Source organism: Chryseolinea sp. T2, from assembly GCF_037203685.1.
GTDB lineage: Bacteria > Bacteroidota > Bacteroidia > Cytophagales > Cyclobacteriaceae > Chryseolinea.
In genome coordinates, this window is record NZ_JBBCAU010000003.1 from 790,518 (window position 1) to 805,928 (window position 15,411).

The window sequence follows — 15,411 nt, forward strand, 5'->3', positions numbered from 1 at the left end:
ACACTAGTCTTTCTTACTGGGGCGTTTTAACGTAGCCAGCACACTGAACATGAATCCAAAAAAATTGACGCCGGCCCTTCTGCTCAACACAACCTCCACGAGAAAGTACGCCGCACAAATTACTATAAAATATGCAAACACCGAATTGCCGGTTGACCAACTCCGGACGAGCGGAACAGCGAGCAGAACCAGCAGTGCTACGATACCGAAAATTCCGAGGTCGAGCGCCGCATAGAGATATTCGTTATGAGCATTGTAGTTATCTTCAAATCCCCGAATATAACCGTGCTCAACGTAGGCCTTGTGCAAAGCCAGCTGACCATCGGCAGTGCCATAGCCAAGCGGAAATTTTTCTTTCAGCGCGTCGGCCGCACAGGTCCAAATTGCCAGTCGCTGGGTAATGCTATTCCATGCCCCGGAGTAGTCCCAATGGAAATCAAACTTTGTTTCCACAAAAAGTCTGTCGCGGAGAAAAGTTGCTCTCTGTAAGAATAACAATGCTCCCAACGCAATAATTGCACATACAATGAGCGCATAAAGACGATTGCGCAGACGAATGAGCACAGAAACAAACAATAATAGCATCATCACACCCAATCCAATCTTTGATGCCACGAGGACATTGGCCACTATGAGGAATACTATCAACGGCACCTTCCACTTCAGCCGTTTCATTGTCTCCAGGACTACGACAATAGAAAAGTTGATGTACATGCTTAAATAGATCGGATCGATGGCTGCAGGTTGTGTAAGGGGCAAATAGGAAAAATAGAAGTACTGTCTTTCGCGCAGTTCGACGACGCGGAGGCTTTGGTGTTCAATGATATTGGCGACGGCATGACCGAGACAGAAAAGTATTATCATGATACAAGCCATCACGAATGCAATTAGGATCATCCGGAGCTGATAGGGTGACAACGTATCCCTGATAACAAAGAACATGAAAGGGAATACGAGAAGTGGCAGACGCTTTTCAACCTGTTGCCATGCCATTCGCTCACTTGATGCCCATAGCATTCCGACGATGTAACAAGTCAACAAGAGAACGGGCAGGAGGTAAAGGTAATCCTTCCGAAGATCAAAACGCCGATATGGCCATCCGAGAATCAGGAAGTAAATGCCCATCGTCCATACAGCAATATTGTTAAACCGTGTGAAGTCATAGGTGACCCAAATAACAAGGGTAAACGCGGCGGGCATCCAGGAGCGGGGTTCTGTTGCTTTCTCTATAGTCATACCCGGCTGAACAATAGGCGTGGAATTAGCGAAGACAAGAGTCCGATCCTAAATTGCATTTTCTTAAGGAGTGAGTATTTGCTGGCCGATCCCGTAAATGAAGCATTGGCTCCATGCCGCCTGTAAAGGACCAGCGGTTTGTCAAAGAGCAACACCTTAAATCTTGCTTCAGCGAGCATGGCAATCCAAAAATCGTGCATGGGAATTCCGGAAGGAAAGGGAAGTGCCAGTGAGAGTACTTTCCTGTTGAATGCCATGCAGCAACCAATAAATGGACTTGTCTTTAATAGATTTCTGAAAAATCCAGATTTAGCATTTACGATCGAAAAATAGGATGGCTGCAGAACGTTCAGGTTTTGATCTACGATCTTGCAGTCGCATACGATCAGATCGTGATCGATGAATTTATCGAGAATCTGGCTGACACGACCCGGACCCCAAACGTCGTCCTGATCGGAAAGGAAAATGTAGTCGCCTTTAGCATGTTTCAGAGCGTTCTCAAAGTTCAGGATCGGACTGGCAAATTTCCGACCTTTGAGAATGCGGATTCTCGTATCCCCATAGGACTCGACAATTTCAAGTGTTCGATCGGTCGACGAATCATCCGACACTATTAACTCATCGGACGCTCCGAGCTGAGGCAGGATAGAATCTATCTGATCCTTGATATACTGCTCACCATTGTATGTAGCCATGCATACGGATATACTCTTCATTGCTTCGACTGGCTAGGTAGAACTTCCCTGGGGGCACCGCCCAAAACCTTAAGACATACCATGGCTATGAGAACCATATTTAGCCCAATGGGATTTGTCAGAAAAGGATTGGTAATAGATTCGACATACACAAAAACTACGGAGAGCATAAAGGCATTGGCAAGAGAATTGTTGCCATATGTGAGGGCTCTTTTATAAAGTTGCCAGACAACCAAGGCCAGCGCGAACCAGAAGAGTAGCCCAAAAATACCCTGCTTGTGAAACAATTCGAGGTAGACGATTTCCATCCTCTCAGGCCTTGACGGGACGCCCACGCCGTAACCATGCCCGATAATTGACGATAAAGGAGTTGTTCGCTCAATAACTTCCTGTACTTGTTCTACCCGCACAGAGTCTGATGTTGACCGCCCAAGGCTTTTCTGATAGTAGTATCCCCACAGGAGCATGACAGCAACCATCGTGGCAATCAGGAATAAAATAAGCTTAGAAGCATTGCGAACTATAAAGACATGGTAGAAAAGAAATGTCAAAAGTATGGATACAAAGAATCCTCTGGTAAATGTCAGGATTATTGCAACAGCCAATAATAAGAATGGTGCTTTGAGCGCCTTTTTTTCGCAGGCATAGAAAATTGCGCCGAAGCACATGTAAATAAAGCCCTTGTAGAAAAATGCAAACTCTCCGCGAAAGAAAAACTCTTGGGTAACAGTAACCTTTGAGTAAAAAAGGGCAAACGGCAAAATATGGGTATTAATCAGCACAAATACACCAACGTACAATATTGCTAAAGTAATACTACAGAATTTGAGCAACCTGACAACAAAGTCCACGTCGTTCAAGTCTCTGATCATGAAATAAAAGAATATCAGACCGTAGAAAGTCAGCAATGGCTTGATGTCGGCAAGTACAGTGGCCGTGGTGGCCCCGTTCAGTTTACCGATTATTGAAGAGAACAAGAACATTACTGTTGCGGCAATCAAGATTCCGGCAAATGTTGTATATATCGTTCGATGATTAAGTATCTCTGCGACACTGATAATAAGGGCGAGGATGAACAGATACATTCGTATGCTCAACGGCCCGACGTCAATCAATCTTCCGCCGCCACCCAGGAAGATCTCCAGCAACATAACGGCAAAGAGGAACTTTACCGAAAGCGGATGAATTATCGTGGTTGAAATGGTGGCGGAGATGCGCATTACTAAGAGTTAAATTTCCGACTTCTAAATTTCGGATAATATCGACATGATTGTACAAAACTAAAGAGTGGCGGCCGAACTTAAGAATCGATAGCAATAAAATATAGATTACCTTTGCTCCGCCGAGCTGAGTGGGCTATATGCAACGATTTCAATTCACAGATGTAAACAAATTGGCTGCCGCCTTAATCGACGCCTCGCCGGATAACGCTTCTTTTGACGAATGGTTAAGGTGAATTCGCTGATCAAAAATCTGGTGTCGCTCGGATCGCTCCAGGCTGTTAACTTCGCTATACCCATCATCACAGCTCCCTACATTATCCGGACGGTGGGTCTGGCTGAATATGGATCAGTTAATGTTGCGCTGGCGCTTGTGTCGTTTTTTTCTGTCATCTCCGACTACGGATTTAATCTATCAGCCCCCAGAAATATTTCCCTGTACCGTAACGACCGCGAGTACCTGAGCCGTTATGTCAGCAAGGTACTGGCGTGCAAAGGGCTCCTGTTGGCGTCGTCGTTAATCATTTATCTGGTCGTTGTGTTTGTGGTGGCAGACTTCAAAGGCGAGTGGCCGTTGTTTCTATTGAGCTTCCCCATCGTGGTAGGCAACACGTTGTTGCCGACATGGTTTTATCAGGGAATCGAAGATGTAAAACTATTCAGCTATATCGTCATCATCTTTCGGATCGTGTTCGCTGCAGTCTTATTCATTTTCATATCCGAAACTTCTGACTACATCTACATCAATCTGATCAATGCCACCGGCATGATAGGCGGCGCCGTCATTGGCTTATACTGGATGGTAAAACGTTACGGCCTTCGTTTCGTCCGTCCGGATCTTCATGGCCTTGGCGAAGAACTAAAGGCTGGCTTTTTGATTTTTGTGTCGAATATCTCCAGCATATTATACACCTTTTCAAATCTGCTTATCCTGAACTTTCTTTCGTCAGACAAAGTACTGGTTGGTCAGTATAGCGTGGTGGAGAAAATACTGACCATGATCAAGCAGGTCCTGGTAACATACTCACAGGTTGTGTACCCACATCTGTGCAATCTTGCCACCGGCGGGTTCAACAATGTGAAGGCATTTTTCAAAAAGAGCTATCTGGTGTTCTTTGGTCTTGTAGTATGTGGTTCGATTGCCCTCTCGCTGCTGGCGCCCTGGATCATTCAATTTTTTACGGGCAAATCCGATGATACAGCAGTGTTCTTCCTGCGGCTTGTCAGTGTCATCCCATGTATCATTGCATTGAACATCCCGTTCTTCCAGATCCTCACGGTTTACAACTTTAAGAAGGGATATTCGTCCGTGCTTACGTCAGCGGCTGTCCTCAACATCGCCCTGAACTTTATACTCACCAGTACTTACAGCGCTGTTGGTACGATTGCCAGCATAATTTTGACGGAATCATTTATCGTGATTGCTTTATTTTTGATCTTTAGAATCAGATATTATCAGCGCGTAAGCCACCCCGATTACCGACCACAATAGTTTTTAGTCATACAATTAATCGCCGCAGATGGATTTATACGAAGAAAAGAATAATCAGTATTTCAGTCATGTTCGCACTGACTTAATTCAGTTAATCCCTAGCAAGCCTGGTCTCAAGTTATTGGAAGTAGGCGCGGGTGGTGGCGATACCCTTGTGCACATCAAGAAATCCGGCATCGCGGCAGAGGTGGTGGGTATGGAATTGTTCGAAATACCCAATAGCAATCAGACTAATCCGATAATAGATCGGTTTCATGTGGCCAGCATCGAAGACGAAGCAAGTTCAAAGCAACCGGAAAATTATTACGATGTAATTCTTTGCGGCGACGTGCTGGAACATCTGCACGACCCGTGGACGGTGGTGAACCGCATGGCGAAATGGCTGAAGCGTGATGGCGTGTTAATCACAAGCATTCCTAATATTCGAATAAGCAGTGCGCTGAAGGCCATATACTTTAAAGGTGATTTTCGCTATACCGATGCAGGTACGTTTGACCGGACGCATCTCCGTTTCTTTTGTAAGAAAAATATGATCGAGCTGTTGACGACGCCCGAACTGACAGTGGAAGGCGCCTACCCCAATTTCCAGTTCACAACATACGACGGCATGACGCGACTGAAGAACAAACTTACATTCGGGTTGTTTGAGGAGTTCATGGCCTTACAGTTTTTTCTGGTAGCGCGTAAAAAGTAGCGGATACATTGGATGAAGCCTCCACTTGTAAGCATCATAATCGTAAACTACAATTCAAGGGATTTTCTTCATCAATGCCTCGTGTCGGTTTATCAGCATACCGAAGGTGCCGGCTTCGAGATCATTGTGGTGGATAACTCCGTGACTGATGGTGTGCAGGCGATGCTGCTTGAAAATTTTCCCGCCGTAACATACCTAAGCAATCCTCAAAACGATGGCTTCGGCGCGGCGAACAACAAGGGGCTGGCAATTGCGCAGGGCGACCTGATTTTCTTTTTGAATCCCGACACCGTGCTCACGAACAATGCGGTGAAATGCCTGGCCGACTACCTTCACCAACATCAGGAGGTCGGTGCATGTGGCGGTGCTTTGCTGAACGATGACTTAACCCCACAGATTTCATTCGGACGCTTTCCGACAGTGACTAGTTTGTTTTTTGAATTTTTCTTTAGGAAGGCATTCCCCGCTTATTATAATAATCACCTCGCCATGGAAGGTTACGTGGCCGGTCCTGATCCTTTTCCTGTACAATACATTACCGGTGCCGATATGTTGGTTCGGCGCGATGTGCTTGCACAGGTCGGTGCGTTTGACCTTGACTTCTTTTTATTTTTTGAAGAAACGGAGTTGTGTCATCGCATTGGGCGGGCGGGTTACAATCAGGTTATCGTGCCTGATGCCCGTATCATTCACCTTTGCGGCAAGTCGACATCACAGGCTGCATCCAGAAAGAAAATAGAGTGGTTCGAGCATAGTCGCCTATTGTTTTTGAGCAAGACACGGGGCCGGTTGTACGGGCGTCTTTACCGTCGTTGTGCATTGTGGTTGTGTCGGCTGGCGGTGATGTTAAAGGGAAATGCCGACTATTGGCTGTTTAAACGCGACGCACTGATGAGTTTTAAATACGACAAGTCATGAGCGACAAACCTCTTGTTTCTATCATCATTCCGAACTATAACAAGGGAAAGTACCTCCCTGAAACACTGGCATCAGTGTTCAAGCAGGGGTACACAAACTGGGAATGCATTATTGTAGACGACGGCTCGACAGATGAGCACACCTTACAGGTGCTGCGCGGCATTAAGCATGACAAAGTAAGCGTTGTATTTTCCGCGAACAAAGGTGTGTCAGCTGCGCGTAACCAGGCCGTTGCGCTCTCAAGGGGCAAGTATATTGTACCATTGGATGCCGACGATTTGATTGCAGACAGTTATCTCGCTGAAACGGTGTCGGTAATCGAGGGCGACCCGTCTATCAAGGTTGTGAACACCAAAGTGCAACTGTTCGGCCACAAGACAGGCACCATGGCGCTGCCTCCTTACAACCTGCAAACACTTCTTGCCAGAAATACAATGGTGGTGACGGCGCTATTTCGAAAGACAGATTTTGTAGCAACTGGCGGATATAACGTTAACATGCGGAAAGGGTTCGAGGACTGGGACTTCTGGCTTTCGTTTCTCGCTGATGGGGGACGCGTGCATACCATTCAAAAGCCGTTGTTTTCTTATCGCATTGTTAAAAATTCACGCAATCATTCGCTTACTCCGGGAGATTTGAAAGCTCTGCGTTACTCGATTTACGAAAATCATATCGCGTTGTATCAACGGTTTCTTCTCGATCCGGCCGAGTCGTTCGAATACGACCTTCTAAGAAACTCGCTGGACTATCGCATTGGACGATTGCTAGCCAAGCCATTGCGTTTTCTTCTCAGACGGTAACAACAGCTGAATACACATTACCTGACCGTATATAGTGGAACTGACAAATACCATATCGCCCGCGACCATTGCCGCTACAGTGGTGTTATATAACCCGGCTGATGATGTGTTTGAAAACGTTTCATCGTATGCAGGGCAGGTAGCGAAGGTGTTTGTTGTCGACAATTCAACGCGCTACAATGAGACTCTGATTCAACGACTGCGCGCATTGCCAAATGTAGTTTACCTGAACAACGGCGGCAACCTTGGCATTGCCCGCGCCCTAAATGCAGGAGCTGCTGCTGCGCAAGGGTCGTACAATTATTTGCTCACCATGGATCAGGATACGGCTTTGACGTTTGACTTTGTCTCCAGGTTGGCAACGGGATTTCAAACCCACACCAGTGCTGCTATCATAGCGCCACTATATACACAACCAAACAATACAAGCGGTAAAGCATTCGAGACCGTTGCATTCACTATGACATCGGGGAATATTCTGCGCCTGGACGCTTACAAAAAAGCAGGACCATTTATGGATGAGCTGTTCATCGACCACGTGGATCACGAATACTGCTTGCGCCTTCGTTCCCATGGCTATTCGATTGTTCAGGACAATTCGGTGTTCATCGCGCATCGGCCCGGGAATGTTATCGGCGGCCGAGTGCTGTCGCGTGACATTTCCTTCTCATCGCACTCGCCCCTCCGCTTTTACTATTTTGTGCGAAACGGCTTTTATGTATCCAGGCTTTATCAGGCACAGTTTCCCGACTATGGGAAATTTTTCAGAAAGCAATTGATGAAGGAGTTCGCGAAGTTGATTTTCGAATCGAGAAAAGGACTTCGTATTAAATATTTTTTTAAGGCATGGCGAGACTACCGAAGCAACAACTTAGGTCCTTGCCAGGATTGAAAAATACTTAGTGATCAAGTTTGCTAAGACATTCCTTAAGGCTATCGTACCAATACGGCGGCGATATTCCGAAGTTCTTCTTTATTTTCCTTTTATCCAGAACTGAAAAACGAGGCCTTACTGCAGGTGTTGGATATTCTTCTGATGGTATGGCATTGATCCTACACCTGGCACCAGTTGTCTGTGCAATAAACCATGCAAAGTCGTACCAGGATATCACGCCTTCGTCTGAAAAGTGATAGACACCGGGAATATCAACTTCTTTGGCATGCACTTTATCAACAATGCTGAGGACTACTGCGGCCAGGTTGCGTGCATAGGTGGGTGATCCCACCTGATCGCTCACTACATTCAGAGATTCGCGCTCTTTTGCCAGCTTAGCAATAGTCTTTACAAAGTTCTTTCCGAAGGTAGAGTAGACCCAGGCTGTCCGGATCACATAGGCGTTATCAAGCATATCCAGAACATGTCGCTCACCCTCCAACTTCGATTTGCCGTATACCGACAACGGTCTGGGTACTGCGTCTTCGCTGATAGGCAGGTTGCCTTCCCCGTCAAATACATAATCAGTTGAGATGTGAATCAATCGAATTGCCTTCTTCTTACATATCCCGGCCAATGTTTTTACAGAACCTGCGTTGATGCGATAAGCCAGTGCGCTGTCTTCCTCAGCTTTATCAACGGCTGTATAGGCGGCACAGTTTATCACGAAGTCAAACTGCTTTCCGTCAAAGAAGTCGTGCATCGCCTGATCACTGGCCAGATCCATTTCTGCGATGTCCACGAAAGTAAATTGATCGGACGTGCGACTTGACGAAAGTTCGCGAAGTTCACTGCCAAGTTGCCCGTTAGCCCCGGTTACTAGTATTTTCACTTATTAGAAATTATGGACTGCATTGATTAACATAGGATTGACCCGGTCTTTGTCCGACAGCACTGCTGCGTCCGGAGAAATCTGCCAGTCAATTTTCAAGGCTGGGTCGTTAAAGTATAAGCCTCCTTCGGATTCTTTGTTATAATAAGCATCACACTTATACAGAATTTCGGCAGTGTCGGAAAGGACTGCGAAGCCATGAGCGAAGCCTTTGGGAACATAAAGCTGCTTTTTGTTTTCAGAAGATAGCTCTACCGAGAACCACTTCCCGAACGTTGGCTCGGCGCGGCGAAGGTCTACAACGACATCCAGTATTTTTCCCTGAAGGACACGAACAAGTTTGGTCTGCGCGTAAGGGGCATTCTGATAATGAAGTCCGCGTACCACGCCTTGCGTTGAAAAGGATTGGTTATCCTGAACGAAGTTTGCTTCGAGGCCCAGGTCAGTGAGCACACGGGCATTGTACGATTCCATGAAGTATCCACGTGCGTCGCCGAACACTTTCGGCTCCAGTGCGGCAAGCCCACGGAACCCAGTTTCAATTAGCTTCATATGCGTGCAACGTTTTTCTCACTGATGATCTTCAGCAAGTATTGTCCGTATCCGTTCTTTGCCAGTGGTTTGGCGAGTTCCTTTACCTGCTCTTTGGTGATATAGCCTTTTCTGAAAGCAATCTCTTCAAGGCAGGCAATTTTCAGTCCTTGTCTTTCTTCAATAGATTCAACAAAGTTGGATGCGCTCAAGAGTGATTGATGAGTACCTGTGTCGAGCCAGGCCATACCTCTACCCATCAGTTTTACATTCAAAGTGCCCTCTTCGAGGTACATCTTATTGAGATCGGTAATCTCAAGCTCACCGCGGGGAGAGGGCTTCACTTGCTTGGCCTTTTCTACTACCGTTTTGTCGTAGAAATAAAGGCCGGTAACAGCATAGTTGGATTTGGGCTCAGTCGGTTTTTCTTCCAAAGAAACGGCTTGACCCTTGTCGTCGAATTCAACGACGCCGTATCGCTCGGGATCACTTACGTAGTATCCAAACACGGTAGCACCCTTGGCTAGTCGTGTCGATTCTTCAAGAAGTGAAGAGAAGTTGTATCCGTAAAATATGTTGTCGCCGAGAATGAGAGCGCAGGGGTCGCCGCCGATAAACTCCTCTCCTATCAGAAAGGCCTGAGCGAGTCCGTCGGGCGAAGGCTGAACTTTATAATGCAGCGTCAGCCCAAATTGCTTTCCGTCGCCGAGCAGGTTCTTGAAAAGCTGCGTGTCGCCTGGTGTGGAGATGATGAGAATCTCTTTGATATTGGCCAACATCAAAACCGACAATGGATAATAGATCATCGGTTTGTCGTACACTGGGAGGAGCTGTTTTGATATGGCCTTAGTAGCCGGATACAAGCGTGTGCCGGAGCCGCCGGCCAGAATAATTCCTTTCATTAGCAGTCAATTTATCGTTCGATGGCGGATTAACCCGCAAAAAATGCCGTTACAAACAAAAGCGCAAAATAAGGCTACCGCGCGTCAAACACCTAATTTTGAATGGCGAGTTTACGGTAACTCGTCCCTGTCAGTTGTCGATCTGACCGATTTCAAGGGCGGGCTCCCGCCTGCTGCCGTATGGCATACACGAGTTCCAGTGATGGCCGCGCCTCTGCAATTCCGAAGCCATTACCTTTTAATATCTCCGCGTAGCTTTTGGTATGGAGGTCTGTGAACCCGTCGCTGAATTCGATTTCAGTGCCTTCCATAGTCAATGTCCTGAAGGTTCGTTTGCCTGCAGCTTTCACATCAGCTGGCAAATGATCGTAATTAATACTGAGGAACCAGTCAACGTTGGCCTGCTTGAGTTTTAGTTTACCCGAAGCATGGTCGGCGCTGTATTCTGTCACTTCAACCGATTCAAGTCCGCCAAAAATCCATAGCAGCATGTCAAAGAAGTGGATTCCGATATTAGTGGCAATGCCACCTGCCTTAGCCATGTCGCCCTTCCAGCTCGACTGATACCAGTGCCCCCTGGATGTCATATAATGCAGCTTTACATCATAGACCTTATTCGGATCTGATGCTTTCACCTTTTCGCGAAGGGCGATGATGCTGGGATGCAGACGAAGCTGGAGAATGGTATTAACCTTACGGCCCGTTTCCTTTTCAATCTCTTCGATTGCATCGAGGTTCCAGGGATTAAGTACTAGTGGCTTCTCACAAATGGCTTCAGCTCCTGCGCGCAGTGTGAATCTGATATGCGAGTCGTGGAGGTAGTTAGGTGAGCAGATTGAGATATAATCAACCTTGTCTCCGCGACGTTTGAGTTTGTCGAGATGGCGATCGAAACGCTCGAACTCGGTAAAGAAGTCGGCGTTGGGAAAATAGGAGTCGAGAATTCCCACGTTATCGTGCTTGTCGACAGCTGCGACCAGGTCGCCGCCCGTTTCCTTTATCGCTTTGAGATGCCGGGGGGCGATGAAGCCGGCAGCGCCAATCAGAGCAAATTTCTTCATTGTCATCGGGATCTCATCCAATGCGTGTAACCACGCCGTTATCCAGTCTGTAACGTTGTCCGCTCTCCGGGCATGTAGCCAGGCCGTCGGAATCGAACAACAATTTATGTCCAAATTCACTCATCCATCCGACATGCCGTGCAGGATTGCCGAGGACCAATGCGTAGTTAGGGACATGCTTCGTAACTACTGCACCAGCACCAATAAATGCATACGCGCCAATGTCATGCCCACAGACGATGGTTGCGTTAGCACCTATTGTAGCACCTTTTCCAACGACGGTTTTTGCATATTGATCGCGGCGATTAATTGCACTGCGAGGATTAGTCACGTTTGTAAAAACCATAGATGGCCCAAGGAATACATCATCCTCGCAGGTTACACCTGTATAGATGGAGACATTGTTTTGAACCTTCACATTGTTGCCAAGCACCACTTCCGGAGACACTACAACGTTTTGTCCGATGTTACACTTCTGGCCAATGCGGCAATTGGGCATGATATGCGAAAAGTGCCAGATCTTTGTACCTGCTCCAATGCTGCAACCCTCGTCTATGACGGCAGTAGGATGTGCATAGTAATCTGTTTCTGGTGCTTTCATTAAGCTATTCTATTGGAAGTAGCCAAGAACTGATTTTGTAATGTGTTCGAGTTGCTCCGCAGTCATTTCCGTGTGGATCGGTAGTGAAAGTACAGTTTTTGAAAGTCTTTCGGTAATCGGAAATGATCCCGCCGGATACTCTTCGCGGGCGAAAGCCTTCTGAAGGTGAAGCGGCACAGGATAATAAATCATCGTTGGTATTTCCTGGCGGAGCAAGTGTTCTTTTAAAGCATCGCGATCTGCTGCCGAAACCTGAATGGTATACTGATGAAAGACATGCGTTGAGTTTGACGCACGTCCCGGGATCCGGATACCGGCATGGTTCGCGAAAGACTGATCGTATACTTCGGCAACGGCATTGCGCTTTGCCTCGTACTCTTCAACGTACTTGAATTTCACCTGGAGGATTGCCGCCTGCAGGGTATCGAGGCGACTATTAACACCTACGATTTCGTGATGATACTTCACGCGTTGTCCATGATTCGCGATCATGCGCATGCGTTCTCCGAGGGCTTCATCCTGCGTGAAGATTGCTCCACCGTCGCCATAACAGCCCAAATTCTTAGATGGAAAGAATGAAGTCGTTCCCACGGTGGCCATCGTGCCCGCGTGTGCCCGATCACCCGAAGAAAATGTATACACTGATCCAAACGCCTGCGCGGCATCTTCGATAACATGCAACTCATGCTTCCGGGCCAGTTTCAGCAAAGGTTCCATGTCGGCACACTGTCCATAAAGGTGAACAGGAACAATAGCCACTGTTCTGTCCGTAATTACATTCTCAACAGCAGCGATATCGAGATTAAAAGTATCATCGGAGACGTCGACAAAAACGGGTTTCAAACCAAGTAAGGCCATAACCTCCGCGGTAGCCACGTAAGTATGTACCGGAACGATGACTTCGTCGCCGGGTTTAAAGTTTAAAGCCATCATGGCGATCTGAAGCGCGTCGGTGCCATTGGCACAAGGTATGACTGACCGTACCTTTAGAAATTCGGATAAGGTTCTGGCAAACTCACCCACTTGTTTTCCCTGGATGAATCCCGCCGTATCGAGTACGTTCTGCAGGGCAGTATTGATTTCCTCCCGTATACGCTGATACTGCGTATTTAAGTCTACCATCTGAATCTTCATCGCCGACATTGATCTTGATCACTTACTGTCCGACTTATTGAACGCCGGGAGCAAATCGTGGATAGTTTCACTATTCTACTTGATATCCCTGAGCTTTTTCTCCCAGTTCCATGCGTGCTGCAGGGATTCTTCAATGGAGTATTTTGTTTTCCATTGCAGGATATTGTTGGCCTTTGAAACGTCGCCATATGTTTTCTCTACATCACCACTTCTACGTGGGCCAATAGCATAAGGAACGTTTACACCAGTAGTTTCAATAAACTTGTTAATAAGCTGCAGCACAGTAACCCCTTCTCCGGTTCCAAGATTGAACACCTCGAATAACTTTTCGGACCTGGATTTATGAAGGTACTCCAGGGCTTTAACGTGTCCCTGTGCGAGGTCAACGACATGTATGAAGTCGCGCACACAGCTACCATCCGGGGTGTCATAGTCATTGCCAAACACCGTTAGTTTTTCCCGGATACCAGCGGCGGTTTGCGTAATGAACGGAACAAGGTTATTGGGACGCCCGATTGGCAGTTCTCCGATTTGTGCTGAAGGATGTGCTCCTACCGGATTGAAGTAGCGCAATGAGATAACACGATATCCTGTGAGGTAAGCATCCTCCAGGATTCGTTCACACATCTGCTTCGTTGCACCATAAGGTGACTCTGCACGTTTGAACGGTGTTTCCTCATTTACAGGCACAACATCAGGTTGCCCGTATACAGTACAGGAAGAAGAGAAGATCAGATTAGCAACTCCGAATCCCTTCATTGTCTTCATCAATGAAACCAGGGATCCGAGGTTGTTGCGATAATATTCAAGCGGTTGCTCAACCGATTCGCCCACTGACTTATAGGCGGCAAAGTGCATTACTGCGGCAAAGGGGCCGGCCCATTCAAACACTCCTTTCAGGAAGCTGGTGTCGCCGCAGTCACCCTGGAAGAATTGCACCTTGCGCGAAGTAATTGACTCCACTCCTTCGAGCAGCGTTCGATCGCTTTTCGACAAGTCGTCGACTACGACGGGCTCATAGCCGGCATTAATAAGTTCGACAACTGCGTGGGCCCCGATGTATCCAGCGCCGCCTGTCACTAGCACTTTCTTCATAATGATATTTAGAATTACAATCTTGCAGTAACGCGTCCCTTGTCAAGCACACCTTTCACATCGTAAACGACCGTCTTTTCGTGGCTTATGATGTTCCAGTCCAGGCCTGTAAATTCCTGGTGAGCAACTGCCATCACGATGCCGTCATATTTCTTTGAGGGCGTTTTCACGAGCGGCATTCCATATTCATGCTGTACTTCTGAGGCGTCGGCCAGCGGATCATAAATATCCACCTGAATACCGAAGCTTTCAAGTTCGCGAATGATGTCAACCACACGGCTATTTCGAATGTCGGGGCAGTTCTCTTTAAACGTAATACCCAGAACGAGCACATTGGCATTGTGAATTGGCAGGTCATGCTGAGCCATCAGCTTTACTACTTTGCTGGCTATGTGAATGCCCATATTATCATTAATACGGCGACCAGAGAGGATCACCTCAGAATGATAGCCGAGACTTTCGGCCTTATGCGTCAGATAATAAGGATCGACTCCAATGCAATGTCCACCTACGAGCCCTGGCTTAAATGGAAGAAAGTTCCATTTTGTACCTGCGGCTTCCAAAACCTCACCTGTGTCGATGCCAATTCGTTCAAATATTAAGGCAAGCTCGTTAACAAAGGCAATGTTCACGTCGCGCTGAGAGTTTTCAATCACCTTCGCTGCTTCAGCGACTTTAATTGATGATGCTTTATGCGTTCCGGCCTGAATGATCGTCTTGTATAAGCCGTCGACTTTATCGGCTATCTCAGGTGTACTTCCACTGGTAACCTTCTTAATGGTAGTTACGCGATGGAGCTTATCGCCAGGATTGATTCTTTCGGGCGAATATCCGCAGAAGAAATCGAGGTTAAATTTAAGACCACTTACCTTTTCAAGGATTGGCACACATACCTCCTCAGTACAACCCGGGTACACCGTTGACTCATAAATTACGATGTCACCCTTTTTTATCGCACCGCCAACCGTTCTGCTTGCGCTCTCTAAGGGCCGAAGGTCAGGCTTCTTAAACTCATCGATTGGAGTAGGGACCGTGACGATGAAATAGTTTGCCTCTTTGAGGTCGGCAACGTCGCTGCTATATGTAAGATGGGTAGATGATTTTAATTCACCGGCATCTACTTCACGTGTGCGGTCATGAAACTTTTTCAGTTCGGCTATTCTCTCTTTGTTGATATCGAATCCGATTACTTTCAAAACTTTTCCGAACTCGACGGCGAGTGGTAACCCAACGTATCCCAGGCCAATAATTGCAACCCTTTCCATC

16 protein-coding genes are annotated in these 15,411 nt (G+C 47.0%); 5 read left to right on the forward strand and 11 right to left on the reverse strand.

What is annotated here, in order from left to right; genetic code table 11:
• Positions 1–3: 3 nt before the first annotated feature.
• The 3 genes from WBG78_RS13165 to WBG78_RS13175 are packed head-to-tail and all read right to left on the reverse strand — an operon-like array spanning position 4 to position 3,151.
• Positions 4–1,236, reverse strand: coding sequence for an O-antigen ligase family protein (locus tag WBG78_RS13165; RefSeq protein ID WP_337326887.1), 1,233 nt, complete (start codon positions 1,234–1,236; stop codon positions 4–6).
• Positions 1,233–1,952 carry a glycosyltransferase family 2 protein gene (locus tag WBG78_RS13170; RefSeq protein WP_337326888.1) on the reverse strand — a complete coding sequence of 240 codons (720 nt, stop codon included), beginning with the start codon at positions 1,950–1,952 and terminating at the stop codon, positions 1,233–1,235. Before WBG78_RS13170 ends, WBG78_RS13165 begins: the two co-directional genes overlap by 4 nt.
• The gene (locus WBG78_RS13175; RefSeq protein ID WP_337326889.1) at positions 1,949–3,151 is read right to left on the reverse strand and encodes a hypothetical protein; all 1,203 of its coding nucleotides are present in this window, start codon (positions 3,149–3,151) and stop codon (positions 1,949–1,951) included. Before WBG78_RS13175 ends, WBG78_RS13170 begins: the two co-directional genes overlap by 4 nt.
• Positions 3,152–3,374: 223 nt before the next feature.
• Here WBG78_RS13175 and WBG78_RS13180 point away from each other — a divergent pair, with 223 nt between their 5' ends.
• From WBG78_RS13180 to WBG78_RS13200, 5 genes are read left to right on the forward strand one after another with little or no spacing between them, the layout of a single operon-like run.
• Complete coding sequence (locus WBG78_RS13180; protein ID WP_337326890.1) at positions 3,375–4,643, forward strand: oligosaccharide flippase family protein; 1,269 nt, start codon at positions 3,375–3,377, stop codon at positions 4,641–4,643.
• A 28-nt stretch (positions 4,644–4,671) separates the two neighbouring features.
• Positions 4,672–5,337, forward strand: coding sequence for a class I SAM-dependent methyltransferase (locus WBG78_RS13185; RefSeq protein WP_337326891.1), 666 nt, complete (start codon positions 4,672–4,674; stop codon positions 5,335–5,337).
• 12 nt (positions 5,338–5,349) lie between these two features.
• Complete coding sequence (locus tag WBG78_RS13190; protein WP_337326892.1) at positions 5,350–6,255, forward strand: glycosyltransferase family 2 protein; 906 nt, start codon at positions 5,350–5,352, stop codon at positions 6,253–6,255.
• The gene (locus tag WBG78_RS13195) at positions 6,252–7,055 is read left to right on the forward strand and encodes a glycosyltransferase (RefSeq protein ID WP_337326893.1); all 804 of its coding nucleotides are present in this window, start codon (positions 6,252–6,254) and stop codon (positions 7,053–7,055) included. Before WBG78_RS13190 ends, WBG78_RS13195 begins: the two co-directional genes overlap by 4 nt.
• Before the next feature lie 34 nt (positions 7,056–7,089).
• Positions 7,090–7,947, forward strand: coding sequence for a glycosyltransferase (locus WBG78_RS13200; RefSeq protein ID WP_337326894.1), 858 nt, complete (start codon positions 7,090–7,092; stop codon positions 7,945–7,947).
• A gap of 7 nt (positions 7,948–7,954) precedes the next feature.
• Here WBG78_RS13200 and rfbD read toward each other — a convergent pair whose 3' ends face one another.
• The 8 genes from rfbD to WBG78_RS13240 form a co-directional block, all read right to left on the reverse strand.
• Positions 7,955–8,821: a dTDP-4-dehydrorhamnose reductase gene (rfbD, locus tag WBG78_RS13205; RefSeq protein ID WP_337326895.1), complete on the reverse strand. Its 867-nt coding sequence runs from the start codon at positions 8,819–8,821 to the stop codon at positions 7,955–7,957.
• A gap of 3 nt (positions 8,822–8,824) precedes the next feature.
• On the reverse strand, positions 8,825–9,373 hold the full coding sequence (gene rfbC, locus WBG78_RS13210) for a dTDP-4-dehydrorhamnose 3,5-epimerase (RefSeq protein ID WP_337326896.1): 549 nt from the start codon (positions 9,371–9,373) through the stop codon (positions 8,825–8,827).
• Positions 9,370–10,254: a glucose-1-phosphate thymidylyltransferase RfbA gene (gene rfbA, locus WBG78_RS13215; RefSeq protein ID WP_337326897.1), complete on the reverse strand. Its 885-nt coding sequence runs from the start codon at positions 10,252–10,254 to the stop codon at positions 9,370–9,372. Before rfbA ends, rfbC begins: the two co-directional genes overlap by 4 nt.
• A 152-nt stretch (positions 10,255–10,406) precedes the next feature.
• Complete coding sequence (locus tag WBG78_RS13220) at positions 10,407–11,315, reverse strand: Gfo/Idh/MocA family protein (RefSeq protein ID WP_337326898.1); 909 nt, start codon at positions 11,313–11,315, stop codon at positions 10,407–10,409.
• A 13-nt stretch (positions 11,316–11,328) separates the two neighbouring features.
• Positions 11,329–11,916 (reverse strand): acyltransferase, encoded by a 588-nt coding sequence (locus WBG78_RS13225; RefSeq protein WP_337326899.1) that lies wholly within the window; start codon positions 11,914–11,916, stop codon positions 11,329–11,331.
• A gap of 9 nt (positions 11,917–11,925) precedes the next feature.
• Positions 11,926–13,050 (reverse strand): DegT/DnrJ/EryC1/StrS family aminotransferase, encoded by a 1,125-nt coding sequence (locus WBG78_RS13230; RefSeq protein ID WP_337326900.1) that lies wholly within the window; start codon positions 13,048–13,050, stop codon positions 11,926–11,928.
• 75 nt (positions 13,051–13,125) lie between these two features.
• A complete protein-coding gene (gene galE, locus WBG78_RS13235; protein WP_337326901.1) occupies positions 13,126–14,145 on the reverse strand; it encodes a UDP-glucose 4-epimerase GalE in 1,020 nt (339 codons plus the stop codon).
• A 14-nt stretch (positions 14,146–14,159) separates the two neighbouring features.
• Positions 14,160–15,410: a nucleotide sugar dehydrogenase gene (locus WBG78_RS13240; protein ID WP_337326902.1), complete on the reverse strand. Its 1,251-nt coding sequence runs from the start codon at positions 15,408–15,410 to the stop codon at positions 14,160–14,162.
• Position 15,411: the final 1 nt, after the last annotated feature.